Source organism: Winogradskyella aurantiaca (assembly GCF_003362725.1).
Lineage (GTDB): Bacteria > Bacteroidota > Bacteroidia > Flavobacteriales > Flavobacteriaceae > Winogradskyella_A > Winogradskyella_A aurantiaca.
This window is the reverse complement of sequence record NZ_QKTV01000006.1, coordinates 108040-133825: the sequence shown is the minus strand read 5'-3', so window position 1 is coordinate 133825 and position 25786 is coordinate 108040. Positions and strand designations below refer to the sequence as shown.

Genomic DNA, 25786 nt, shown 5'->3' with positions numbered 1-25786 from the left:
AGTGTTAATTGGAGAAAGCATCTTTTAGTTATAAAAGATGCTTTTTTAGTTTTTAATAAGTGTATCTGTACCTAAGAACTTGTCGTCCTTGTTGTAATACCAGTTTCTGATTTTTGGCATTTTAATAGAGCCAATAGTCGCCAATTCTTTTAGAACAATGTATTCCCCACTTTTAGGGATTAGGCTGCCAGATTCATCGGTTTTGTAAAACTGATAGAGTTCCATGGCGAAGGTAGTTGGGTTAAAATAAAAGTACCAGACATCACTTCCAATGTTGGCATCATAGGTAGCTTTCAAAACTAAATAGTTTTTTCCTTGGAATGATTTGGTTTCGACAGGGTAGTTGATATTGGTGCCAGGATCTTTAAGCTTCATCGGTAATCCGTACAGATAGGTATAATAGTTCTTGTAAAGCTCAGCCCTATCGCAACTCATGCCTTTTCCCTTAGCTGAATCATCAGCCACCTCCTCTTGGTTATAAAGCAATTTGCATTTGCCCTTTGATAGTTCATAATAAGTTGTAACGGTATCGCGTTTGGCTTCAACACTAAAAAACTCTTTAGGAAGATCAATATATATTTGACTGTTTCGATTGGGCGAATTTGGAGTTGTCATCACCACCGTCAAGCTGTCCTGGAACGATGACCAACTATTTTCCGGGTCATGGAAGTTAATTGCTTTACTAAGAAGTTCTTCTGGACTTAAAGACGTCTGTGTGTGGCCTTTTGAACAAATCAAAAGGATCCCAAGGGTAAAAACTAATCGCATATAACCTGATTTTGCCTAAAGGTAAGATAATTACAATAGGTCTTATGAGGCCCTATTTGTTTGGTTGATTTCCAGTAATCTGAGCGGGTTCCACGGTGCTATCATGTGCGGCAAAATATTCTTCCAACAGTTTCATGGTCGCATTTACCAAATCTTTGGTTTCTAACAAAATGCTAAAATAAAGCGTCGTATTCTTGGGGCTGGATTCTTCTGATCGTGTTCGTTCTACTTGGCGCTGAATCTTTTCTTGAACCAGATTGTTCAGGTTGTTTCGTTCGTCTATGATGGCTCCTATTTGCGCAAAGGAACGATTCTCAAAAGCTTTTTGGGTATCCTTGAATAACTGCTCCAGATGGGTGTCCACATCCTTCAGTTCCTTGATTTGGCTAAAGGTCAGTTTTTTATGATTGTTGTTGATGTGCTTTAAACTGGATTTGGACACATACTCTAATGATTGTGCAATATCTTGCAGGTATCTAACAATACTTAAGTAGAAGTTACTGGCTTCAACACTTGGATCTTCAAGGTTTTTAATAAAGTAGAACACATTGTCTTTAAGTACTTCAATTTCTTGAGATAGGCGTTCAATATTTTGTTTATTTTTCTTTAATATGGCTAAATTCTGAGTTGCCAAACCATTAATGGCTGAGGTGTAAATTTTATTTCCACGCTTAACCACAGTCGCAATATTTTTTGCGCTTTCATGAATAACTCCTTGTGTAGAACTACTTTCAGCCTTTTCTAATTTGTCTTCCTCTTCTAGGGCTTTATTGTTATTTCTGTGAATCAAATAATTTCTTACCAATAAGACAATGGCGGTCACAAAAAGAAGGACTAGCGCATAGCCTTTTCCGTAAAACAGAATGTAAGCCATAACAAAGGCTGCCGCAAAAGCACTAAGGGCTGTAAAGAACCAACCTCCAATAACATTTAGCACACCCGCGACACGGTATACGGCACTTTCGGTACCCCAGGCTCTATCTGCCAAAGAAGTTCCCATGGCTACCATAAAGGTGACATAGGTGGTAGATAAGGGTAATTTTAAGGAAGTGGCGATTGAAATAAGAACACTAGCCACCATAAGGTTCACGGAAGCTCTCACCAAATCAAAAGCTGGCTGGTCTTGGGCTTTTATGGTAGGGTCTTTTTTAGCCTTTGCAAACTGCTTTTCAACCTGTGCCTTATAACCATTAGGTAAGTATTGGCTAATGCTATCGTTTAGTCCAATAGTTAGTCTTACAATGTTTCTAGATAGGAAATTAGGTTCAAAACGCTCTTTACCTTCATCCTGTCTGGATAGATCAACCGATGTCTTCACAACGGCACGAGCTTTGGTTGAGAACCATAGTGTCAATACCATAACTAATCCAGCAATTAATAATAAAATGGGTTGGGTGGCTACAGGCTCACTTAAAGCTACCATAGCGTATTCCTCAGGGACGATGCCACTTGCCGTCCAGGCTTCATAAGAATTGTAAGCAGCAATAGGAACTCCAATAAAGTTAACCAGATCGTTTCCAGCAAAGGCTACTGCAAGGGCAAAGGTCCCAATAATGATAATGATGGTATAAATCCTGGCCTTGAATGCCACAATGGCAATGTAGGACAACACACTTAACACCAAGAAGCTAATTCCTATAAAGGCCTCGGGCTTATTATTGATAAAGTCTAAAAATTCACCGCCCATGAAGGTGGCATTTTTAAGACCTTTAATAACAATAAAATACAAGATAGAGGTATTGGCAAAGCCACTAAATATGGCACTATACCAAATAGGTTTCGATTGAAAATTAAAGGATAATAACAACCTTGAAACGTATTGAACAATGGCCCCAATAGTAAAGGCGACAACAACGGACAAGAGTATGCCCAGAATAATCTCTATGGCCTTGGAGTTGTTAATATAGTTGGATAGATCTAATAAAGACTGATTGGCATCCGCGTAAATTTTAATAATGGCGATAGCTACTGAAGCCCCTAGTAATTCAAATACGATGGACACTGTAGTTGAGGTCGGTAATCCCAGCGTGTTAAAGAAATCCAGTAAGAGAATATCAGTGAGCATGACGGCCATAAAAATGATCATGATCTCATTAAACATGAACTCACCAGGATTAAAAATACCTTTTCTGGCCACTTCCATCATACCGCTGGAGGTTAAGGCACCTACGGCAACTCCAATACTAGCAACTATCATGATGGTTTTAAAGGAAACTGCTTTTGAACCAATAGCAGAATTAAGGAAATTTACAGCATCGTTACTAACTCCAACAATTAAATCCGCAATGGCTAAAACAGCCAAAGCAGCCAGCATGTAAACGTAAAGTTGATCCATAAAAAGGCGTCAAAAAAGATTGCCGCTAATTTCAAATTTTAATTTGAACGCAATGTTAATATAAGGTTATGTTCTTAAGAATGTGACTTTCTTAATCCAGTCATAGAGTGCTCTTTGTTTGAATATTCTATTTAATAAGTTAAAAGACAAGTCCTTAACATTGCAAAAACTTGAAAATGAATGTATTACGGATTTAATGTTAATTTAATGTTACGTAAATGTTGCTTATAAGTAAAAATAAAGTTATGTTTGTAATGTAATTATTAATGTAACCCAAAATATTATGAAAAGGATTTTAATGATAGCAGCATTTTTAGTAGTTGGATTGTCTTATGCTCAAAAAGAACGTCAACTTGTATTAAATGAGGATACTGGATTAATTGAAGTTACCTATTATCATGATAATGGTGCTGTGAGCCAAACGGGTTATTATACTCAGGAAGGAAAACTTCACGGAGATTGGTTTAGTTTCTGCAAAGAAGGAAGTAAGTTAATTTCGGCTCAATATGATAATGGTGCTAAAGTTGGGACTTGGGTATACTGGATGGATGATGTTGTAAAAGAAGTTGAGTATTCAAAAAATTTAATAGCGAAAGTTACCGATAACTATGAACCGAGTCGATCGGTAATAGCCAAAAACTAAAAAAAGCATCCAATTGGATGCTTTTTTTTATAATATAGTTTCGGAGTATTAGTCTCTGGTCCAATTAGCTCCCCAGGTAGCAAAGTCAGTACCAGTGGCATTAGCAGCATCACCAAAAATAACATCTGCTTCCGTAATTGGGTTTTCAAGATCGTTAGCTACAAATGGACTTTCAACGTTAGTAAATAAAACGTCAGTCCAACTTGTATCACCATCAACAACACCCTGGCTTGTAGCTTGACCCGGCTCATCATCTTCAATGACGATTCCTCTACCAAAGTCAGTAATTAAAACATTTGAGAAAATACCTCTTGATCCTGCTCGTAATCTAAACGCTCTTCCAGAATCAAGATCTCCAATGACAGTAACATTTGTAACGGTTGGTGCTGAAAAATAACCACCTTCATTAGAAAAGTCTGTATTAAATCCATCCATCTCAAAAGCACTATCATGACTTACATCAGTGTTTTGTACAACATAAACATCTGTTAAAGATCCTACATAACCTTCTGTCCAGTCAATTGAATCATCTTCAGCATCAGTTACAACGAGATGGCTCGCGTTTACAGTTCCACCAAAGAACTCAAACCCGTCATCAGAGCCTTTATAGATTTGTACATAATCAACTGTAGTTTGATCTCCAACAGCATATAGGGATAATCCGTTAAGCTCGGCATTACCATTAATGGCACCACCGGCATATTCAATTCTCAGGTATTGAATTGAACCAGAATTATCACTTGGGTTATTACCTCCATAAGATAAGTTACCAACTTCTGTTGTTGCCGTGTCCTCAGATCCATCAGCAGTAGAGTTGATTGGAGCCGTTCCACATATTACGAGACCACCCCAGTTTCCAGAACCTGGTGCAGTGGCATTGGAAGTCATTACAATTGGATTCGTAGCTGTTCCGTTAGCTTCAATCTTAGCACCTTGCTGGATAGCGATATAGGCGTTAACACCAACAGGTTGCGCTCTAATGATTAAACCTGCAGGGATATTTAGGGTTGTTCCAGCCGACATTAAAACTGGACCAGTAATTAAATAGTCTCTTCCAATTTCAAGGTTAAGGTCTTCAGTATATACACCAGATAATTCTACTACATTACTTCCACCATCACCACCATTAATAATGGTAGTTGTGCTGTTGTCATTAATGACAACACTTGCTGTATCATCTCTTTCGCAGCTCATTACGATAAGCGCTAAAGAAAATATAGTTAATAATTTAATCTTCATTGTTTTAAAATTTAAGGTTTGATATTTATTCAAGTTCATTTATTTAAAATTTATACTTCAAGGATAATCCGGTATTAAGTCCAATTTTATAATCATATATTAGAATGTCACCACTACCAGTGCCTTCTCTTACAAAAGAGATACTTGGATTCAATAAATTTCCAGCTGAAACGGTTAGGTCTAGTTTATCAGTCAATGCACTTTTCCAAACAAAGTCCAAGGTGGTAACACTTTTTTCAACGATGTTACCTAAACTCCCTGAACCAATGGAATAAATACGATCAGAGAAGTAAGACGCAACTAGTGTAAAATTTGGTGTATAGTTTCCAAATTCAGGTGTGTATGAAACGTCCGTATTAAACACCCATTTAGAGGCTCCTTCTATCTCTTCTGTTGGTCTGTTAAATGCCGTTGAGAAGGTTCCTGATATCACATCAAACAGATCCTGTTCTGTGTGTACGTAAGAACCGTTAAATCCAAAAGCTAGTAAGCTATTGTCTTCGTCACGCATGATCAAATTTTTTCTTAATTCCAATTCCAATCCTAAGACATCGGCACGGTTACCTGTTCTAAAGTAACGCTGGGTACCGGTGGCATCAGCAGCCACAACACGGTTAACAGGATCGTAAATGGATTTAGCAAACGCTCCTACAGCAATGATCTCACCTGGCGTGATAAACCACTCGTATTTAAGATCAAAATTGTAAATATCAGAATAGCCTTTATCAGAAACATTGACAAAATCAGGATTGCTAGAACCAAGTAGGTCAGGGTTACCACCATATCTAATGGTTACATCCTCGTAAACAAATGGTGCCGCCTCCTTAAATTCAGGTATAGAAGCCGTTTTACTGAAGGCAAATCTCAAATTAGAATCCTCGTTGACCGCGAACTTCACATTAAAGCTTGGTAAAAACAGTGTTTCAGTAGTTCTGCTAAACCCAGGATCATCCGGTGGAATGTTAATTACATCGTAAGTGATTTCCTGACTAAAGTTCTCAATACGAACTCCTGGAACCAATAACCACTTTTCGTTTATTTTAATTTCGGCATCAATAAAACCAGCATTAACGTCTAATCGACCATCATATGTGTTTTCTGGAAGTCCTGGTACGTTCCTGTTTCCAATCTCATTATTAATTGGGTTCAGTACCACTGTATTAAACAATCCTGATCCATCTGGAATGTTGATATTGCCAACATTAAGGATTGAATTTAGGTTGTTCACATCTCTAACGGGCGTATTATCTCTATCGATAATTTCGTAGCCATATCTAATACTTGAAAAAGAACGTTCTTTAATTCTCCCATTGTAACCGAATGATAAGTTGAAATTGTCGTTGAAAGTCTTTTTAGCATTTGCCAGACCATTCAAATCTGTATCGTTAATTGATTGGAAAAAGCGCTGATTATCAAAAGGAATATTAGTGTAGAAAACTGGGTTTGTGTTTGGGTCATCATCTAAGGAATACTGGTAGTTCTCAAAAGAGAAACGCTTACGATCTGGCTCATCCGATAATACATAGTTGTAACCAACACCCCAATCAATTTCCCAATCGTCATTGAGGTTGTGATTACCTAGTAGCTGATTTACAAAAATCATGTCTTGATTAAAACGTCCATTAATAGTAAAGAACCCTAAATCATTAGGATCTTCACTGGCAATACCATCACGGTTAAATCCAAGTCCTTTAACCCCGTAATAACCAACCTGATCTGAGGAGCTATTGATGAACATGGATGTGTATTTAAAACTGTTGACGTTATCTAACTTGAAGTCAATGTTGATTAATGCTGTGGTATTGGTAGCATATTCAAATTCTTCAATGTTTGGGTAATCTACCTTTAATACATTGGTAAAGTCTCTGGCTACACCTTCTCTAAACTCATAACCGTTACTAAAACTTACGGTTGAAAAGAAGCTTAATCGCGTATCGTCATCAAAATCCCAAGAATATCCTCCTTCAACAGATCCATTTAAATTAATTGGCGATGGGGCACTTTGAGCGTCCATGGTATGTGATAGAATCACTGCAAACGGATTGTTGTTATAGCGGTTGTAGTATCCAAAATAACTTGGTCCGTCATTACGAACAAAAGCTTTGCCTGCGGCATTACTATTTACTCCGGTTCCAAGAGAAACATTAACAAATCCCTTTCCTGTATACTCTTTGGAATTGATATTGACATTTCCAGCAGAGAAGTCGGCATAGAAACTTGGTCTGTAAGCTTTACTGACCGAGATGTTCTCGATAATATCGGTCGAAAAAAGATCGAGATCAATGTTCTTTTTATTGACGTCTGTAGATGGTAAGGTTAAGTTGTTTAGTGTGGTGTTTTGGTAACGATCTCCAAGTCCACGTACATAAACTTGACCTCCACTTTGTTGTTTTGATATTCCCGATATTTTTGAAACGGCTGCGGCGGCATCACCAACTCCTTTTCGTTTTAATTCATCAGCGCCAATACTTTGCTTAATTTGAACAGCTTTTTTCTGATCTAGCAACAGGGCTGTTTCACTTTCTTTTCTAGCGGTTGTGGTGATGACAACCTCGTCAAGAGAAGCTGCACTAGCTCCCATAGTAACATTGACTTCAGTTACTTTATCGGCAACTACGGTTGCTGCGATTTCTAGGGTTTCATAACCTACGAAACTAAAAATCAATACATAGTCACCAGGTTCTAATTCCTCAAATTGATACAAACCATCAATGTCTGAAGTAGTACCTGTAGTTGTCCCTTTAATTAAAACATTAGCAAAGGGTAGCGGTTCTAAGTTAAAATCCTTGTCAATTATTTTACCAGTAATGGATCCAGTTTGCGCCTGTAGAGCCATTACAAAAAACAAGGTTAAAAAGGTATATAGATATTTCATTATCTCATTAAATTGATGCTGCAAATTAAATGCGAAAACCAAGCATTGAGGTTACTTGAATTTTAAGTGATTGTGATTAAAAAGTTTCTTGAAAATGTCTTAATTGTTAAGCCGCAAAAGCTTAGGGAGATGTTTTCTTAACATTCAAAAATTAACCTGCTCTGTAGCAATTGAAATAAATGGATACTTATATTGCATCAAATTAATTTCATGAACTGGGAACAGCTACTTTCTCTTAAAAGATCTGGGGATATTCATAAACGTTTACGCAATGAACAGGATGAAACACGTTTAGGGTTTGAGGTGGATTATGATCGCGTAATTTTTTCGGCAGCCTTTAGAAGCCTGCAGGATAAAACGCAGGTGGTTCCCCTCTCTAAGACCGATTTTGTTCATACCAGATTAACTCATAGTCTTGAGGTGAGTGTGGTTGGACGGTCCCTTGGAAGATTAGTTGGAAAAGAGATTCTTAAAAAGCATCCACACCTGCAAAATGTTCATGGGTATCAGTTCAATGATTTTGGAGCTATTGTTGCCGCCGCAGCCTTGGCACACGATATAGGTAATCCACCCTTCGGACACTCTGGAGAAAAGGCTATTGGTGCCTATTTTGAAAATGGTGAAGGAAAAGGGTTCAAGGCCCATCTAACAGATAAGGAATATCAGGATCTGTGTGATTTTGAAGGTAATGCCAATGGCTTTAAGATCTTGACCGAAGACCGGCAGGGAATGCTCGGTGGTCTTCGATTGAGTTATGCCACTTTGGGCGCCTTTATGAAATACCCTAAAGAATCCTTACCCAAAAAACCGACATCTCATATTGCCGATAAGAAATATGGTGTTTTTCAGGATCAAAAATCAGATTTTGAAGATGTTGCTCAAGAGCTTGGGTTGCATAAAAGGCATCAGGACCATTTAAGTTATGGAAGGCATCCACTGACCTATTTGGTGGAAGCAGCTGATGACATCTGTTATACGGTAATAGATTTTGAAGACGGTATTAACCTCGGTTTGATACCTGAGGAGTATGCACTGGAGTATCTAATTAATCTTGTACGAGATCGGATTAATACTAGTAAATATCATGATTTATCCAATACAACAGATAGAGTAGCTTACCTAAGGGCTTTGGCCATTAGTACTTTGATTGATGAGGCTGTCCAAATATTTATGGAGAATGAAGAGCTGATATTAAAAGGTGAATTTGATGTGTCTTTAATGGATAAGTCAAAATATTCAGCTCAAATTGATGATATTATCAAGTTGAGTGTCAGCAATATCTATCAGTCAGAAGAAGTCATTAACAAAGAAATTTCGGGATACAAGGTGTTGTCGGGACTAATTGCCCAATATGCAGACTCTGCCTTTAACTATTACAATGGTAAGCTAACCAATTACGATAAGCTGATTTTACAAACCTTACCATCAGCAGTCACCTTTGAAAACGAATCGCTCTATAAAAATCTATTGGCCATATGCAGCTTCGTAGCTTCCTTATCGGATTCTAAGGCCATGGAAATGTATCACAGACTTCAAGGGACTTCTCTTTAGTAGTGCAATCGGCCCGGAACGTGCATTTCATCGATAAAATTTGTTTTATATCGATATTTTGCCCATATTGAGCATGATTAACCCAAATCTAACCATTATGAAAGACAATGCCCCAGGTGCTTTTATGGTATTTTTTATGGCTATTGTGCTTCTAATTTTAATTGATGATTACACCAGGCCAGAGAACGATTCGGATTCACCTCAAATGGTTGAAATTGAATTGAAAGAAGAACCAAAGTCCGACTTAGCGACTATGGACGCAATTGAGTAAGGTCTTAATTTCAATGGCCAGACTGTTAGGATCTAAGCCCACCGTTTTCTGTAATTCTTCTATACTACCATGTTCGATAAATCGATCTGGAATCCCTAGGATTTTACATGGTAAGGAATAATTATTGGTATTCAGAAATTCAAGGACTGCTGTACCGGCGCCTCCAGAAATCACACCATCTTCTACAGTTATAATTGCTCGGTACTTTCTGCATATATTGTGAAGCGCAGCGGCATCCATTGGAGATACAAATCTCATATTGTAATGCGCAATTTGAGCCGCCTCTGATAGGCTCGTAATAGCCTTGCTAACATTTTTAGCAATGGTTCCAAAGCTTAAAACTGCTATTTGAGATCCTTCTTTAATTCTAGCAGATTTACCAATCTCCATGGCTTCAAAGGGGACCTGCCAAGCTTCAATAGTATCGCGCCCTCTTGGATACCTGATGGCAATGGGTTGTTTAATACCCAGTTGAACCGTGTAAAGAAGTTGGCGTAATTCAATGGCATTAGCGGGAGTTGCAATAGTCAAGTTAGGTACACATCTTAGATAAGCAATGTCAAAAACCCCATGATGGGTTGAGCCGTCTTGTCCTACCAAGCCAGCCCTGTCCAGACAAAATATGACAGGCAGTTTTTGAAGGGCTACATCATGTATCACCTGATCATAAGCCCGTTGAAGAAAGGTAGAGTAGATATTACAATACACGATGAGACCTTCAGCGGCCATTCCTGCTGCTAAGGTTACCGCGTGCTGTTCTGCAATTCCAACATCAAATGCCCGCTCTGGAATTTCATCCATCATGAGCTTCAGAGATGATCCGGTTGGCATGGCTGGTGTAATACCAACAATCTTTTCATTTGTTTTCGCTAATTCTAAAAGCGTCTTTCCAAAGACATCCTGAAATTTAGGCAATGTTGATGGAACCGAAGGACGGTTTAATTTGCCCGTTAAGGCATCAAACTTTCCTGGAGCGTGATAGGTGACTTGATCTAATTCCGCCGGTTTTAGCCCTTTACCTTTGGTGGTGACAATATGAAGTAACCGTGGGCCTCCTATGGTTTTTAAGCGTGTAAATTCCCTCAAAAGCGCATCAATATTATGGCCATCAACGGGACCCGAATAATTGAAGTTTAAGGCTTCAAAAATATTATCCTGATGCACCGCTCCATTTTTGACATTGGTCAAATAGTTTTTTAAGGCTCCTACGCTAGGATCAATACCAATGGCATTATCATTTAAGATAATTAGGATATTGGCATTGGTAACACCTGCATGATTCATGCCCTCAAAGGCCATTCCACTGGCGATAGAAGCATCTCCAATAACGGCTATATGTTCTTTATTTTCACCTTTGATCTTGGACGCAATGGCCATACCAAGAATTGCTGAAATCGAAGTCGATGAATGCCCCACACCGAAAGCGTCGTAAATACTCTCTGAGCGTTTGGGAAAGCCACTGAGACCATTTAACTGTCTGTTGGAATGAAATAGGTCTTTTCTGTCGGTTAGTATTTTATGACCGTAGGCCTGATGACCAACATCCCAAATCAGCAAGTCATGGGGTGTGTTAAAACTGTAATGCAAAGCGATACTTAATTCAACTACACCAAGACTTGCTCCGAGGTGTCCTTCTTTGGAAGCGACTATATCAATAATAAATTGTCTTAACTCTTTCGCTAAGTCTGGTAATTGTTCTGGATCAAGTGTTCTTAGATCTTTAGGAGTGTTAATTTGTGCCAGTAAACCCGTCTTCATTTTGCGAAATTACAAAGATTATTAAGGATGAGGTAAGGTTGAAAGTGTCAAATATTCAAATGCATAATTTCTTTAATTAGGGGTTAATTATTTCCACTTTAGGACATTTGTAATCCTAATATTATCAATATGTATAGTTATTCTTAATTTTTTTATTTTTGTGACAAAATTGTGGGCCAGGGTCTCCTTACTCTGGATAATAAAAACCGAAACATGAAAAGAAAAATTCCTTTCCTGGCATTAATTGCCTTTTTTGCTCTTGGGCAGACCTTAATTGTAGCACAGAATAAACTTTCTGAATCAGAGCATGCCGATTTAGTTTATTCCTATTTAGACGGTCAGAAATCGCGATATGGTTTTGCAGATCGTGATATTGAAGATCTTCGAATTACTAATCAGTTTTATTCCAAAACTACCAAAATCACCCATTTGTACCTCAATCAGGCGCACAATGGAATTCGCATACATAATGGAATTTCATCAGTCGCCTTGAAAGATGGTAAGGTGTTTTACTTTGCCAACCGTATTAAGAATAATGCAAATCAGAAGGTTAATGCTGTTTCACCAGCTAATGATGTTAAGTCCGCTCTTAATCAGGTTAATTGGATGCTGAATCTGGGTGCAGGTACTTTTACCGAGGCAGAGGCTAATGGTAATTCATATCAATTTTTAGCTGGCGATTTAGTCTCGTCTCCTATTGAGGCAGAACTGGTTTATGTTGAAGTTGATGGACAACTACGATTGGCATGGGATTTCACCATCTATTTAGATGATAATTCGCACTGGTGGAGTATTAGAATGGATGCCATGAACAATAACATGATTGAGCAGTTCGACTTAATCCTGACCTGTAATTTTGGACATCCAGAAGGGCATAAAAGTCATAAAGAGCACAATGTATTTGAGGCCTTTGCACCAGCACCAATGCTTGGGGATGCCGCAACCTATAACGTATACCCCATGCCTGTGGAAAGCCCAAATCATGGCAACAGGGCCCTAGTTAGCGATCCTTCTGATCCTGATGCTAGTCCATTTGGATGGCACGACAATGATGGCGTTGATGGGCCAGAGTTTACGATTACTCGTGGGAATAATGTATGGGCAAGAGAAGACAGAGATGCCAATAACTTAGGTGGTTATGCCCCCGATGGTGGAAATACCTTGACATTTGATTACAGTCTTGATTTAAATGACTCTCCTATCGATTATGAAGATGCGGCCATTACCAATTTGTTCTATTGGAACAATATCATGCATGACGTTTGGTATAAGCAGGGGTTTGATGAAGCTTCTGGAAACTTCCAAGCAAAGAATTACGATGGAAGTTTTGGAGATCGAGATTTTGTGATTGCCGATGCTCAGGACGGTAACGGATTTAATAATGCCAATTTTGGAACCCCAGGTGATGGGGCTAGCCCAAGAATGCAGATGTTCTTGTGGATTGGTGCTTCCAATCCAAGTTCAGTGAACAACGGCGCTCTTGCTGGAGATTACGATGTGGTACCAGCGGCTTTTGGAGAGGTATTAACACAGCCATTAACTGCCAATCTCGCATTGGCTCAGGATGGCACCAGCGATTTTAATGACATTTGTCAAACGATCACCAATAGTGCTCAACTTAATGGGAGAATAGCAGTAATTCGCCGAGGTGAGTGTGAATTTGGTTCGAAAATACTGAAGGCTCAAAATGCTGGGGCAGTAGCCGTTGTCATGGTAAACAATGTAGCAGGTGATCCAATATCAATGGGCCCAGGGGCTGAAGGTGGTGCCGTAACTATCCCATCGGTTATGATTAATCAGGCAGATGGCGAGGCCATAATCGCGGCATTGGAAAATAATCAATCCCTTTCCTTTACTATGAGAGGCCCAGACCTTATCGATGGAGATTTTGATAATGGAATTATCGCTCATGAGTATGGTCATGGAATTTCAAACAGGTTAACAGGCGGTTCTTTTGCTTTTACATGTTTACAAAATTTAGAGCAAATGGGCGAAGGTTGGTCTGACTGGTTTGGACTAATGCTTACCATGAGAGATGAAGATACAGCCGAAAAAATTAGAGGTATTGGCACCTTCCCAACAGGCCAGCCAACAGATGGAGTTGGAATACGACCTGCCCCTTATACTACTAATACCGGTGTTAATGGATTCACTTATGCTAATACCAATGAGGCCGGGGTGAGCGTACCGCATGGTGTCGGATTCGTATGGGCAACAGCTTTATGGGACTTAACATGGGCCTATATTGATAAATATGGTTTTGATTCGGACTTCTACAATGGTGATGGTGGAAATAATAAGGTAATGAAATTGGTGATTGATGGTCTTAAACTTCAGCCTTGTAGTCCAGGGTTTATAGATGGACGCGATGCCTTATTAGCGGCTGATATGGCCACTACTGGTGGCGAGGATCAATGTATGATTTGGGAAGTTTTTGCGGCTAGAGGAATGGGCTTTGATGCTGATCAAGGTAGCTCAGGAAGTAGAGGAGATCAAACAGAGGATTTTACTATGCCACCGGCTAATGATCCCTCGTTAGCAAATTGTGACCAATTATTGAGTACAGGTCAGTTTGATCAAAACACCTTAAGTATTTATCCAAATCCAACACAGTCAGAACTATTTATCGATGCTAAGACAAGTCTTGGTGACGTGACCATCCGTATTGTAGACATCAATGGAAGAGTTGTTCTTAATAAGAATGCAGAGATATTTGACTTATATCAACTTGATATATCAGGATTCAATTCGGGTATCTACTTCTTAACTATTAAAGGAGATCAGGTAACCTACAACCATAAGATTATAAAGAACTAAAGACAATATTCATACATGATTGAGCCTTTTGACGATGCCTATTTTATGAAAAAGGCCTTGCAAGAGGCTCAATTAGCTTATGATAAAGATGAAGTTCCTGTTGGTGCTGTCATTGTTGTGGACAACCAGATTATTGGAAGAGGACATAATCTAACAGAGCAATTAAATGATGTCACGGCCCATGCCGAAATGCAAGCCATAACTGCAGCTACTAACTTTTTAGGTGGTAAATACCTTAACAATTGTACCCTTTATGTCACTCTTGAGCCCTGTCAAATGTGTGCAGGGGCTTTGTACTGGAGCCAGATTTCACGAATTGTGTTTGGCGCCTCTGATGACAAACGGGGCTTCAGAAAATTACAAACCCAGTTACATCCTAAAACACAGGTCAGTATGGGTGTTCTAGAAGACGACTGCAGCCGTCTGTTAACCAGCTTCTTTGTTAAAAAACGTTCATTAAACTAAAAAAGCCCCACTTAAAGTGAGGCTTGTTTCTTGATTTAAAAATCTCTAGAGCATTTCTATATTGGTTGCAACCATGCCCTTGCGTCCTTCTTCTTCAGTATAAGACACATGATCGCCTTCACGTAATTCCATACCATTAAGATTTGATACATGAACAAAGATATCTTTGCCTGTATCGTCGTTTGTAATGAATCCAAAACCTTTTGAATCATTAAAAAATTTAACTTTTCCAGTCATTGTAAATAAATATAATTATGCCGCAAAGGTAACTCAATAAGAACGGACTTAGCCAAATAAATCGTAATATTTAAATATTTGGTAATCTGAAAATTAGACTATTACTTGCCGTCTCTTTGATTTTCCCGCATTTTTTCTAGGTTTTCCTTAGTGAGCATGTAGTCTTTTACATCCTTTCCTTTCCATCGATAATAAGAAAATAAAGGGAAACCAAGTAGGAATAATACCAAAACTCCTGAGCCAATGAGCTTTTCACGGTGTTCGGTCTCTATCAAAAACCCTGATCCAATTAAAGCAATAGATAAGATAAATAGTACCAAAGTGATTATATGAATGGGTTTCATGAAGTAATATTAATTAATTCTTTACGATAGGCCGTTAGTAACTTTGATTTAGATACAAAACCATAGTATTTATGATCTCGCACAACCGGTAAATTCCAGGCTCCTGAATCTTGAAATTTCTTCATAACACGTTCCATCGAATCGGTTTCATAGTGAATAATATCGGGAGGCTTGATCATAAAAGTTTCAACGGTAGTAGACAGGTATAACGATTGATCAAACATGACTGTTCTTATATTGTCTAATAATATAATTCCTAAGAATCGGTTTTGACTATCGGTGACAGGAAATATATTTCGATTGGATTTGGCCACGCCCTGCTTTAGCATTTGTCCAAGACTCATATCAGGATGCAGTGGTAAAAAGTCTTTTTCAATTACGGATTCCAGTTTCATTAAGGTGAGAACACTTTTGTCTTTGTCCTGGGTAAGTAGGGCCCCTTTTTCGGCAAGTTCTTTGGTGTAAATCGTATGATTTAAATTGTTTTTACTAATTAAGAAAGACATGGAGGCCGTAATCATAAGTGGTACAAATAATTGATAACCACCGGTAATTTCTGCAATCAAGAAAATGGCAGTTAAGGGAGCATGTAACACCCCAGCGATAAGACCTGCCATTCCAATAAGCGTAAAGTTGGCTTCCGAAACACTAAAGCCCAGTCCACAGTTGTTTATCACCTTGGCAACCACATTGCCTAATGAACTTCCCATCACAAGTGTGGGAATGATAATACCACCAGTTCCGCCGGCAGCAAATGTTGTTGTCATTGCTACAGCCTTAAAAACAGTGATGCCAAAGAGTAAAGCAATGACAATCCAAATATTATTGAGATGTTCATTAAAAGGAGTCTTTCCTAAAGCATGGGCATCATTACCCACCATTAGATCATTTATAAATTCGAGACCTTCCCCGTAGAGTGGTGGAATAAAATAAACCATTACCCCAATGGCAATACCTCCAAACATGAGTTTTTGCTTGCTGTTTTTTAGTTTATTAAATAATGAGGTAACCCCGAAATAGATTTTGGAGAAATAGATGGATGCAATACCAGTTCCTAGTCCTAAAACCAGATAAAAAACCGTATCCTTTATCCTAAATTTTTCAGCAACGTTAAAGTCAAATAATATTTCATCACCAAGAAAGAAATAAGAGGTTATAACGGACGATACAGAGGCCATTAATAAAGGCAATAATGAAGCGAATGTTAGATCGAGGCTAAATACTTCAATCGCAAAAATGATGGCTGCAATAGGAGATTTGAAAATGGAAGCGATGGCCCCAGAAGCGGCACAACCTATGAGCAAACTTCGGGTTTTACGATCTATATGTAAGAGTCTGCCAAGATTTGAGCTAATGGCTGATGCTGATCCAATGGCAGGACCTAACAGACCAACCGACCCTCCAAAACCAACCGTGAGTGGAGCGGTTACAAGTGGTAAATAAATATTGCGTTTATCAAGTATGCTGTTTCGTTTGGATATAGAATACAAAATGGTGGGTATGGCATGTTCTCCGGGTTTCTTAGAGATATATTTTACAAATAAGTACACCAGGAATAACCCCAAAAAAGGAAGAATGAAATACAATTGATAATTGGAAAAGACAAGAACCTTCTCAAAAATAGATTCAATTGCAAATGTCACATTCTTTAGAATTACCGAAGTTAATCCAGCCAGAAGACCTATAACCAGGCTCAGTAAATAAATAAAGTTCTTACCTGAGATATGCCGATACCTCCATAACAATAAGCGTTTAAAAACCGATGCCTTGGCCATGACTAAATCTAAGAAAAAATCCTGCTTTAAGCAGGATTCCTTATTATGATTCTAGAGTTACTTTTAAATGTAGTTCTGACAGTTGTTCATCATCGATTGGTGCAGGTGCATCGATCATGACATCTCTTCCTGAGTTATTTTTTGGAAAGGCAATGAAATCTCTAATGGTTTCCTGTCCTCCAAGTATGGAAACCAGTCGGTCTAATCCAAATGCAATTCCTCCATGAGGTGGGGCACCAAACTCAAAAGCATCCATTAAAAACCCAAATTGTGCTCTGGCTTCTTCATCACTAAATCCAAGATGCTTCAACATGATAGCCTGAGTTTCTTTATCATGAATTCTAATAGAGCCACCCCCAATTTCGTTACCATTTAAGACCAAATCATAGGCATTGGCCTTCACCGCACCAGGATCGGAATCTAGAAGATCTATCTGTCCAGGCTTTGGAGAGGTGAATGGATGATGCATGGCATGATAGCGTTCGCTGTCTTCATCCCATTCTAACAATGGAAAATCAACAACCCAAAGTGGCGCAAATTCATTTGTTTTTCTCAAACCAAGTCTTTCAGCTAACTCCATTCTCAGAGCGCTTAATTGTGCTCTTACCTTAGTGGTCTCACCAGATAGAACACATATAAGGTCTCCAGGCTTAGCACCCGTGACTTGCGCCCATTGCGCTAAGTCATCCTGATCGTAGAATTTGTCAACCGATGATTTAAAAGAACCATCATCATTACAGCGACAATAAACCATTCCAAGAGCTCCTACTTGTGGTCGTTTTACCCAGTCTATTAATTTGTCAATTTCTTTTCTGGTATGAGCATTTCCGCCAGGAACCGCAATTCCTACTACCAATTCTGCAGAATTAAACACCTTAAAATCTTTGTGTTGTGCTACCGGATTTAATTCTCCAAATTGCATTCCAAACCTAATATCAGGTTTGTCATTTCCGTATAAGCGCATGGCGTCATCAAAAGTCATTCTCGGGAAGTCTCCAGTATCCACACCATGAACCTCTTTAATAAGATGTCTAGTAAGGCCTTCGAACGTATTAAGTATGTCTTCCTGTTCTACAAATGCCATTTCACAATCTATCTGAGTAAACTCGGGTTGTCTGTCCGCTCTTAGATCTTCATCTCTAAAGCACTTTACTATTTGAAAATACTTATCCATACCGCCGACCATCAGTAGTTGTTTGAAGGTTTGCGGAGACTGTGGTAAGGCATAAAACTGACCTTCATTCATTCGTGATGGTACCACAAAGTCACGTGCACCTTCAGGTGTTGATTTGATGAGGTAAGGGGTTTCAACTTCAATAAATCCTTCATTTGAAAGGTAGTTTCTAACGCCTTGTGTCACTTGATGTCTAAATATTAGATTGTTTTTAACGGGATTTCGTCGAATATCAAGATATCTGTATTTCATACGCAGATCATCACCACCGTCTGTTTCATCTTCAATAGTAAAGGGCGGTAATTTTGCTTCGTTTAGTATCTCCAAGGATTTTACTAAAAGTTCAATATCTCCAGTTGAAATGTTTGGATTTTTAGAAGCGCGTTCAACCACTTGTCCATTCACTTGAATTACAAATTCTCGTCCTAGTGATTTGGCTTTTTGCATTAGGTCTGCACTACTCTTTTCTTCATCGAAATAGAGTTGAGTAAGGCCATAACGATCTCTCAGGTCCACATAAATCATAAACCCTTTATCTCTTACCCCTTGAACCCAGCCAGAAAGGGTAACTTCTTGGTTGACATGATTTAAGTTTAATTCTCCGCAACTATGACTCCTGTACATATCTCTTCGTGTTTCTGGTATAGCCTATTAATACCGTTATTTTTAGGCCGCAAATTTAAGAAGTTTGTCCACAATAATTAAAAAAGCCCGGATATTAATCCGGGCCTTTGAAGTAATTTATTTTTTGGCCTATAAGACTAACTCTTCTTTTTCATTAAGTTCTCCCACCGGAACGAGTTCCTGAGATTCTTCATTAAATCTATGCTTCATCCACATTTTAAACCGTGTTACAAGATAAAATAAGATTGGAACGACAATAAGTGTTAAGAAGGTTGCCACGAAAAGACCATAAATTACGGTCCATGCTAATGGTCCCCAGAATATCACATTGTCACCTCCGATATAGATTTTTGGATCAAATTCACTGAATAAGGTGAAGAAATTTATATTAAGACCTATGGCCAGAGGTATCAAACCTAAGATGGTAGTAATGGCCGTTAATAATACTGGTCTTAAACGCGCTTTACCTGCTCTCACAATACATTCAAACAAATCTTTAGTTGGAAGGTATTCATCATCATCTAAATTCAATTCTACCTTACGCCTGTCTACCAAAAGCTGGGCATAATCCAGTAATACCACTCCATTATTTACAACCACCCCTGCCAAAGCGATGATTCCCATCATGGTCATCATAATAACAAAGGAGGCCCCAGTAATTACAATACCACCAAACACACCAATAAGACTCAGGAAGATGGCAATCATAATAATTGCCGGTTTGGATACTGAGTTAAACTGGAAAATTAGAATAAAGAAGATCAGTGCTAGGCCTTTAAAAAAGGCACCCATTAAGAAAGCTTGTTGTTTATTCTGCTCTTCAATTTGTCCTGTATAGTCAATTTTAATATTACTTGGAAGCTCCGTGTAATCCTGCATTTCTGTCTGAATTTGATTCACTACAGCTGCAGCATCTACAAATCCAGGAGCAAGAGCAGAGTAAACAGTTACCACACGTTTGGTGTCCTTATGCTTAATAGCTGAAAACCCTGAACTGTTGGATTGTTCAGCAACTGCGGATACCGGTATGGATTTCACTTGGCCAGAAGCCATATCTCTAAAAGTGATCTTTTGATTGAAAATGGCACTGGTGTTGTATCTGAGGTCTTCGTTAAAACGCACATAGATATCATAATCATCGCCATCTTCTTTATAGATGCCTGCTTTTGCACCAAATAATGCATTTCTAAGTTGACCACCAACTTGCCCTGTACTTACACCTAGCTCCCCAGCTTTTTGACGATCCACTTTCACACGCATGGCAGGCTTGTCGCGGTTAACATCAATTTTTAACTCATCAACACCAGGGACGTTTCTGGAATTAACGAAACGACGCATGGATTCGGCAGCTGCGATAAGCTCATCATAATCGTCACCTTGCAATTCAATATTAATTGGAGCACCTGCCGGTGGTCCATTGATGTCTTTTTCAACAGAAATCAGAACTCCAGGATAAATACCAGTGACAGCTTGCTGTACTTTTTGACGAAGTGTTTCACTGTCTTCACCACGACGGTATTTATACTGTCGCATAGAAGCAGTGATCTTTCCTTTATGAGGCATTTCGGCCGTAGATCCTCCATCAGTATTTGGATTTCCAGCTCCTTCACCAACTTGAGAAACGGCACTTTCTACCATAAAGTTATGATCCCCGTCTAAGTAAGTAGACTCATTGAGAATGGAATATACACGTTGTTCAATATCTCTTGTGATGGCATTGGTGCGCTCTATATCCGTTCCTTCTGGATACTCGATGTATACAATGATCTGATTGGGTTTGTTATCTGGGAAGAATTCGACTTTAGTTCTTTGACTTGCAACTGACGCTCCAAAGCCCCCAAATGCGACAAAAAGTAAAACAAATGTTCCAATGGCAATGGCCACAGGCTTCCATCCAGATAAGGCAGATCTTAAGGTATTTTCATAAACTCCTTCCAACCATACCAAAGTATTGTTTTGGAAATAATTAGCCCCTTTTCTTAATATTAAACGGTAAACCCAAAGCAAAATCGCTGTAAATACCATAAGGCTACCAAGAGCTCGGTATTCACCACCTAAGATCATAATCACTAGGCCAATACCTCCAACAATGGCTGTTATTTTAATGATTTGCTTCAGTGGCATATCTTTATCCTCTGTACTCATAAATTGTGACACCAGTACCGAATTAAAAAATATGGCAACAAATAGTGAGGATCCTAAAACTACAGATAGTGTTATAGGGAAGTAGATCATGAATTGTCCAAATAGTCCTGGCCACAAACCTAAAGGCACGAAGGCTGCCACCGTAGTGACTGTTGAAATAATAATAGGAAAGGCAATTTCACCAATGCCTTTTTTGGCCGCTTCAATTCTGCTCATGCCCTCTTCATCCATAAGACGGTAGACATTCTCTACCACCACAATTCCGTTGTCAACGAGCATACCTAATCCCATAATCAATCCAAAAAGAATCATGGTATTTAGTGTGTACCCCAAAGTTCCTAGAATCATTAATGACATGAACATGGACATAGGAATGGCAAACCCAACGAATAAAGCATTTTTAAATCCTAAAAAGAACATTAAAACCGTTACTACCAAGATAATACCAAAGATGATGTTGTTTACTAAATCATCTACCTGACTTATGGTCTTATCAGATTGATCGTTCGTAATAGTTACCTCTAAGTTTTGTGGAAAGTAGTTGTCTTTTGCCTCGTTAACGATATCTTTTACCTGATCCACAGCAGCCACCATGTTTCTTCCTGCACGTTTCTTTACGTCAAGCATTACTACTCGTTTTCCGTCCTTACGCGCATATGTGGTACGGTCCTTCTCTTTAAAATTGATATCAGCAATGTCTCTCAAATATATGGAATTCCCTTTCTCAGACTTGACAACGAAATTTTCCAATTCTTGAGGGTTTTCGATTTCCCCAATGACGCGAATGGTACGTCTTTGACCGCTGGCGATTAGGTTTCCTGCAGATGTGGTAACATTTCCATTACTAATCGCGTTAATCACATCCTGAAAGCTTACCTGGGTGGCCATCATTTTGTAGACATCTACTGCTACTTCAACTTCACGTTCTTGCGCACCTCGGATATCTGCTTGTTTAATTTCCAATAAATCCTCAATATCGTCCTGAAGATATTCAGCAAATTCTTTTAACTTCTGAATTGGATAGTCTCCCGAAATATTGATGTTCATAATCGGGATCTCTTCAGACATACTCAGGTCAAACACATTAGGGTCGACTTTAGCACCATTAAATGTAGGCCAATCCTCAGTTCCGGTTTCTGTATCAATCTGGTCTTTTACCAATTGTTTTGCCACTTCTATATCCATTCTATAGTCGAATTCGACCATAATCATGGAGTAGTCTTCCAACGACGTAGAGGTGGTCTTGATAACACCACTTACGGTTTTGAGTTTGTCCTCAAGAGGATCTGTGATTAGTTTTTCAATATCTTCTGCGGTATTTCCAGGGAATAATGAGCTGACATAGATTTTAGTTTCTTTAATTTCAGGAAAATCTTCTCGTGGCATTGAAAAATAGGAAGAGATCCCCAATCCCAAAATCACGGCAATAAGGACATACATAGTGGTCTTATTGGATATGGCCCATGAAGACAGTTTAAATTCCTTGTCAACTTTTTTCTTTTGTTCGGTCATGGCTCTGCGGTTTAAAAGTTATCAACTTTAACGGTCTGTCCTTGCTTAACACTTCTGGCACCTTCCAATATTAAATTTAAACCAGGCTTTAATCCTTCCACTACTTCAATGACATCCCCTTGTGTCTTCCCCGTCTTTATTATAAGTCTGGTGACTTTCCCAATTTGATTTTTTATATCATCAATCGCATAGACATATTGTTGACCTAGAGCATTCTCAGAGATTATATTTTGTGGTATTAATATGGATTGTTCATTGCTATAATCATTTATCCTTAGTTTGGCCGTTAGATTAGGTTTAATAAATCCTCCCTGTTCCGGTACATCAACTTCAATTCTAAAGGTTCTGTTAGCCGCATTAATGAAATTTCCGGCTTGTCTTACCTTTGAAGCCATACTTTTGTCTAGAACTGGGAAGTAAATTTCAACAGTCTTTCCATTAGTAACATCTGCGATAAAACGTTCTGGTACATCTGCTTCAATGTACATATTACTCAAGTTAATAAGTCTCATTAACTGTGAACCAGGTGCGACATTATTGCCTTCATCGGCAATAATTTCATCAATAGTTCCAGAGAATGGTGCGGTCACCGTGGCCTTGGCAATTTGTTGTTTCATTTGCTTTACAGCCTCTTCCTGAGCTTCATAATTAGATTTTGCCTGAAGAAATTGAATTTCACTTCCAATGTTCTGTTCCCAAAGACGGGCTTGTCTTTCATAAGTGGTCTTTGCCAAATCAGCTTGAATTTGCATTTGCGTTAATTGCTGGCTTAATCCACCATCATCAATTTTAGCCAGAATTTGTCCCTTTTTTACTTTTTGTCCTTTTTTCACATATACATCGGTTAATAGTCCTGAGTATTCTGCGGTGATGACCACAAGGTTGTTAGTGGTTACATTTCCTTGCAACTCTACGAAGTGCGTAAAGTTTTCCGCCTTAGTTTCCAAAGTGGTTACTAAAGGGAAATTGCTATTTACGTCTAAGAGCGAAATTTTATCATTTAGTCGCTTTATTTGATCGCTTAGTTTTTTCTGTTCATCATATAGCTCTTTTTTCTTTGCTACTAAGGTGTCCATATTTTCTGAAGCCAATACATTTTCAAATTCAAGACTGGCAACATCCAACTGTTTTTCCTCCCCGCAAGCGAGAACAGTTAGAATTATGATTAGATATAAAATATTATGTTTCATCGGGTAATTGATTACGGATTTATTATTGATTAGGGAGATTTAAAACGGTTTCTAATTCGGTTTTATCATTGATAACGGCAAGCATGCTCAAGAGATATTCATCCTGTGCGTCGTATAATTGCGTCTGTGCCTGTCTTAATTCAAAGCTTGTGCCGATGCCTTCAAAGAATTTGGTTTCATTCTTTTTCTGAATACGTTCGGCAAGTGCCAGGTTCTTCTTTTTTATTTCATAGTCTTCTATAGAAAACTGATAATTACTTTTGGCAGTAGCGATTTGAAGGCTTAGCTGCTGTTCCAATTCTATAAGACTTTCTTCTGCCTTGGCTAGATCAATTTTAGCACGCTGGGTTCTGGCGCTTCTTCCGAGTGAACTAAAAATGGGAATTGAGATGTTTAGCCCAAGGGTTGAGAACCCATTCCAACTATTCCCAGATTGAAAAAACACGAATTCATTTCCAAAAGACTGGTAACCCCCGTTTAAGAACGCGGATACTCTTGGTAGTGCCTGACTCTTTTCAAATTTAACCAGCAGTTCCTTGGACATCCGTTCATTCTCTGCAATTTGAAAGTCAATATTATTATTGACATCTTCTTCTGCTTCTAACAATGTTAAGTCTACATTGTTGTCTGTTAGATTTTGTAAGGAGTCTGTAAGATATGTGGGGGCGTTCAAATCGATGCCAAGTGTGATGTTAAACATTTGATAAGCAATATCTTTAAGCCTAGTCGCATTCTTTAAGGCACTTTCTATACCTGATAAGGTGATTTGCAGTTGTTCAACACTTTCCTCATCGGCCAGTCCATTTTCATAGTACTTGGTTGTCTCGTTGAGGTTGTCTTTTAGGACATCGCGATTCTTGATGAGAATTTGTTCGCTCTCTACAGCAATTAGAACATTGCCATAAGCACTAATAACAGCCTGTCTTACTTCAAGATCGGTCTTAGTTTTGGCTTGTTTTGAAATGTTTAGAAATACTTTTGTAGACTGCAATCCAACAATATATGAGCCATCAAAAATCAATTGATTAAGAGTGGCTGTAGCGTTAACATTGTGCTTTGTACCAAAGATTACTTCAACAAAATCGCCAGGATCACCACCTACAAACTCGGCTGGAATAACCGATACCTGCTGTTTTAGGAAATTCTGGTAATTGACGTTGGCATCTATTTGAGGAAGACCAATAGCTATGGTTTCCCATTTTTCTTTTTCTGCTGCAGTGATATCGCGCTCAGCATTTTTAACATTCCTATTATTTGCAAGAGCATAGTCAATGGATTCCTGAAGGCTTAAATTAATGCGTTCAGTTTGTCCGTAAACCGTGCCGACGAGGAGGCAGATAATAGCGGTTAATTGGATTTTATGCATTTGTTTTTGTAATTGATTTATTAATAAAATTGTTTAGAATGGTCATTCCTTTATCGGTGACAATAGCCCTCAGATGGTATTCTAAATAGCTCTCCATGAGGTATTCCATTTGATACTTATCATGTGGAAAGAACATATTGTCTTTAATTCCGGTCATACCAGTAAAATACATCCGTGAAATAAAGTCTGTATCTATAGTGTCTCTAAATACGCCCGACCTAACACCTTCTATAAGGCTCTCAAGGACGGATTTATGCATTTTTTCAAACTGTTTGTTTTTTAAGCGCTGGTGTATTTGAGGATAGTATTTTTTAAGCTGGAATTGTGGTGACGTTTTTTCATTCTTTAAATGTGTCATTACGTACAGCTTAATTGAGTACAACTCTTCTATGGGATTAGTGGCAGTATCACAAATACCATCAATACCATCGCAAATCACATCAAACAGGTGAAAAGTAGTAGCTTCTACTAGTTTTGTCTTATTGGAAAAGTGAACATAAATGGTCTTTTTAGATATGCCAAGTTCGTTGGCAATATCGTCCATGGTGACACTTTTAAATCCAAAATTTAAAAACAGCTCGGTGGCTTTTGAAATTATTTTGTTTCTCATAGTGAGCGGCAAAGATATCTTTGGAAACTTTAAAAACAAAAAAAGTTTCCTTAGTTTTAATAATTATTTAACATCGGTAACTATTTA

Annotated in this window: 18 protein-coding genes; 5 read left to right on the top strand and 13 right to left on the bottom strand. The window is 38.5% G+C overall.

Annotated elements, in window-relative coordinates; translation table 11 throughout:
• Positions 1-45 precede the first annotated feature (45 nt).
• Together DN064_RS11105 and DN064_RS11100 are read right to left on the bottom strand one after the other, a co-directional pair.
• Positions 46-768, bottom strand: coding sequence for a DUF6503 family protein (locus tag DN064_RS11105; RefSeq protein WP_115462728.1), 723 nt, complete (start codon positions 766-768; stop codon positions 46-48).
• A 52-nt stretch (positions 769-820) separates the two neighbouring features.
• Positions 821-3103, bottom strand: coding sequence for an inorganic phosphate transporter (locus DN064_RS11100; RefSeq protein ID WP_115462727.1), 2283 nt, complete (start codon positions 3101-3103; stop codon positions 821-823).
• 283 nt (positions 3104-3386) lie between these two features.
• Between DN064_RS11100 and DN064_RS11095 the strand changes: the two genes are divergently transcribed.
• The gene (locus tag DN064_RS11095; protein ID WP_115462726.1) at positions 3387-3746 is read left to right on the top strand and encodes a toxin-antitoxin system YwqK family antitoxin; all 360 of its coding nucleotides are present in this window, start codon (positions 3387-3389) and stop codon (positions 3744-3746) included.
• A gap of 48 nt (positions 3747-3794) precedes the next feature.
• Here DN064_RS11095 and DN064_RS11090 read toward each other — a convergent pair whose 3' ends face one another.
• Both DN064_RS11090 and DN064_RS11085 read right to left on the bottom strand, forming a co-directional pair.
• Positions 3795-4985 carry a multidrug transporter gene (locus DN064_RS11090; RefSeq protein WP_115462814.1) on the bottom strand — a complete coding sequence of 397 codons (1191 nt, stop codon included), beginning with the start codon at positions 4983-4985 and terminating at the stop codon, positions 3795-3797.
• 43 nt (positions 4986-5028) lie between these two features.
• A complete protein-coding gene (locus DN064_RS11085; protein WP_115462725.1) occupies positions 5029-7860 on the bottom strand; it encodes a TonB-dependent receptor in 2832 nt (943 codons plus the stop codon).
• 210 nt (positions 7861-8070) lie between these two features.
• On the opposite strand from DN064_RS11085, the gene dgt reads away from it, so the two are divergent.
• Together dgt and DN064_RS11075 are read left to right on the top strand one after the other, a co-directional pair.
• Positions 8071-9411, top strand: a complete 1341-nt coding sequence (gene dgt / locus DN064_RS11080) for a dGTP triphosphohydrolase (RefSeq protein WP_115462724.1) — start codon at positions 8071-8073, stop codon at positions 9409-9411.
• A 97-nt stretch (positions 9412-9508) separates the two neighbouring features.
• Positions 9509-9682 carry a hypothetical protein gene (locus tag DN064_RS11075; RefSeq protein WP_157962298.1) on the top strand — a complete coding sequence of 58 codons (174 nt, stop codon included), beginning with the start codon at positions 9509-9511 and terminating at the stop codon, positions 9680-9682.
• Here the strand turns inward: DN064_RS11075 and DN064_RS11070 are convergent.
• Positions 9656-11440 carry a 1-deoxy-D-xylulose-5-phosphate synthase gene (locus tag DN064_RS11070; protein ID WP_115462722.1) on the bottom strand — a complete coding sequence of 595 codons (1785 nt, stop codon included), beginning with the start codon at positions 11438-11440 and terminating at the stop codon, positions 9656-9658. The genes DN064_RS11075 and DN064_RS11070 overlap by 27 nt on opposite strands.
• Before the next feature lie 213 nt (positions 11441-11653).
• On the opposite strand from DN064_RS11070, the gene DN064_RS11065 reads away from it, so the two are divergent.
• Positions 11654-14257, top strand: coding sequence for a T9SS-dependent M36 family metallopeptidase (locus DN064_RS11065; RefSeq protein WP_115462813.1), 2604 nt, complete (start codon positions 11654-11656; stop codon positions 14255-14257).
• A gap of 15 nt (positions 14258-14272) precedes the next feature.
• The gene (locus DN064_RS11060) at positions 14273-14722 is read left to right on the top strand and encodes a nucleoside deaminase (protein ID WP_115462721.1); all 450 of its coding nucleotides are present in this window, start codon (positions 14273-14275) and stop codon (positions 14720-14722) included.
• Between the two features lie 45 nt (positions 14723-14767).
• Here the strand turns inward: DN064_RS11060 and DN064_RS11055 are convergent, their stop codons facing one another.
• The 8 genes from DN064_RS11055 to DN064_RS11020 all read right to left on the bottom strand — a co-directional run bounded on the left by DN064_RS11055 (position 14768) and on the right by DN064_RS11020 (position 25699).
• The gene (locus DN064_RS11055) at positions 14768-14959 is read right to left on the bottom strand and encodes a cold-shock protein (RefSeq protein WP_115462720.1); all 192 of its coding nucleotides are present in this window, start codon (positions 14957-14959) and stop codon (positions 14768-14770) included.
• Between the two features lie 101 nt (positions 14960-15060).
• Positions 15061-15303, bottom strand: coding sequence for a hypothetical protein (locus DN064_RS11050; protein ID WP_115462719.1), 243 nt, complete (start codon positions 15301-15303; stop codon positions 15061-15063).
• The gene (locus DN064_RS11045; RefSeq protein ID WP_115462718.1) at positions 15300-17078 is read right to left on the bottom strand and encodes a chloride channel protein; all 1779 of its coding nucleotides are present in this window, start codon (positions 17076-17078) and stop codon (positions 15300-15302) included. The genes DN064_RS11050 and DN064_RS11045 overlap by 4 nt, the downstream gene beginning before the upstream one ends.
• 43 nt (positions 17079-17121) lie before the next feature.
• Positions 17122-18876 (bottom strand): aspartate--tRNA ligase, encoded by a 1755-nt coding sequence (aspS, locus tag DN064_RS11040; RefSeq protein ID WP_115462717.1) that lies wholly within the window; start codon positions 18874-18876, stop codon positions 17122-17124.
• Between the two features lie 129 nt (positions 18877-19005).
• On the bottom strand, positions 19006-22533 hold the full coding sequence (locus DN064_RS11035) for an efflux RND transporter permease subunit (RefSeq protein WP_115462716.1): 3528 nt from the start codon (positions 22531-22533) through the stop codon (positions 19006-19008).
• Positions 22534-22544: 11 nt separating this feature from the next.
• Positions 22545-23723, bottom strand: a complete 1179-nt coding sequence (locus DN064_RS11030; RefSeq protein ID WP_115462715.1) for an efflux RND transporter periplasmic adaptor subunit — start codon at positions 23721-23723, stop codon at positions 22545-22547.
• Between the two features lie 22 nt (positions 23724-23745).
• The gene (locus DN064_RS11025; protein ID WP_115462714.1) at positions 23746-25089 is read right to left on the bottom strand and encodes a TolC family protein; all 1344 of its coding nucleotides are present in this window, start codon (positions 25087-25089) and stop codon (positions 23746-23748) included.
• Positions 25082-25699, bottom strand: a complete 618-nt coding sequence (locus DN064_RS11020; RefSeq protein ID WP_115462713.1) for a TetR/AcrR family transcriptional regulator — start codon at positions 25697-25699, stop codon at positions 25082-25084. Before DN064_RS11020 ends, DN064_RS11025 begins: the two co-directional genes overlap by 8 nt.
• Positions 25700-25786: the final 87 nt, after the last annotated feature.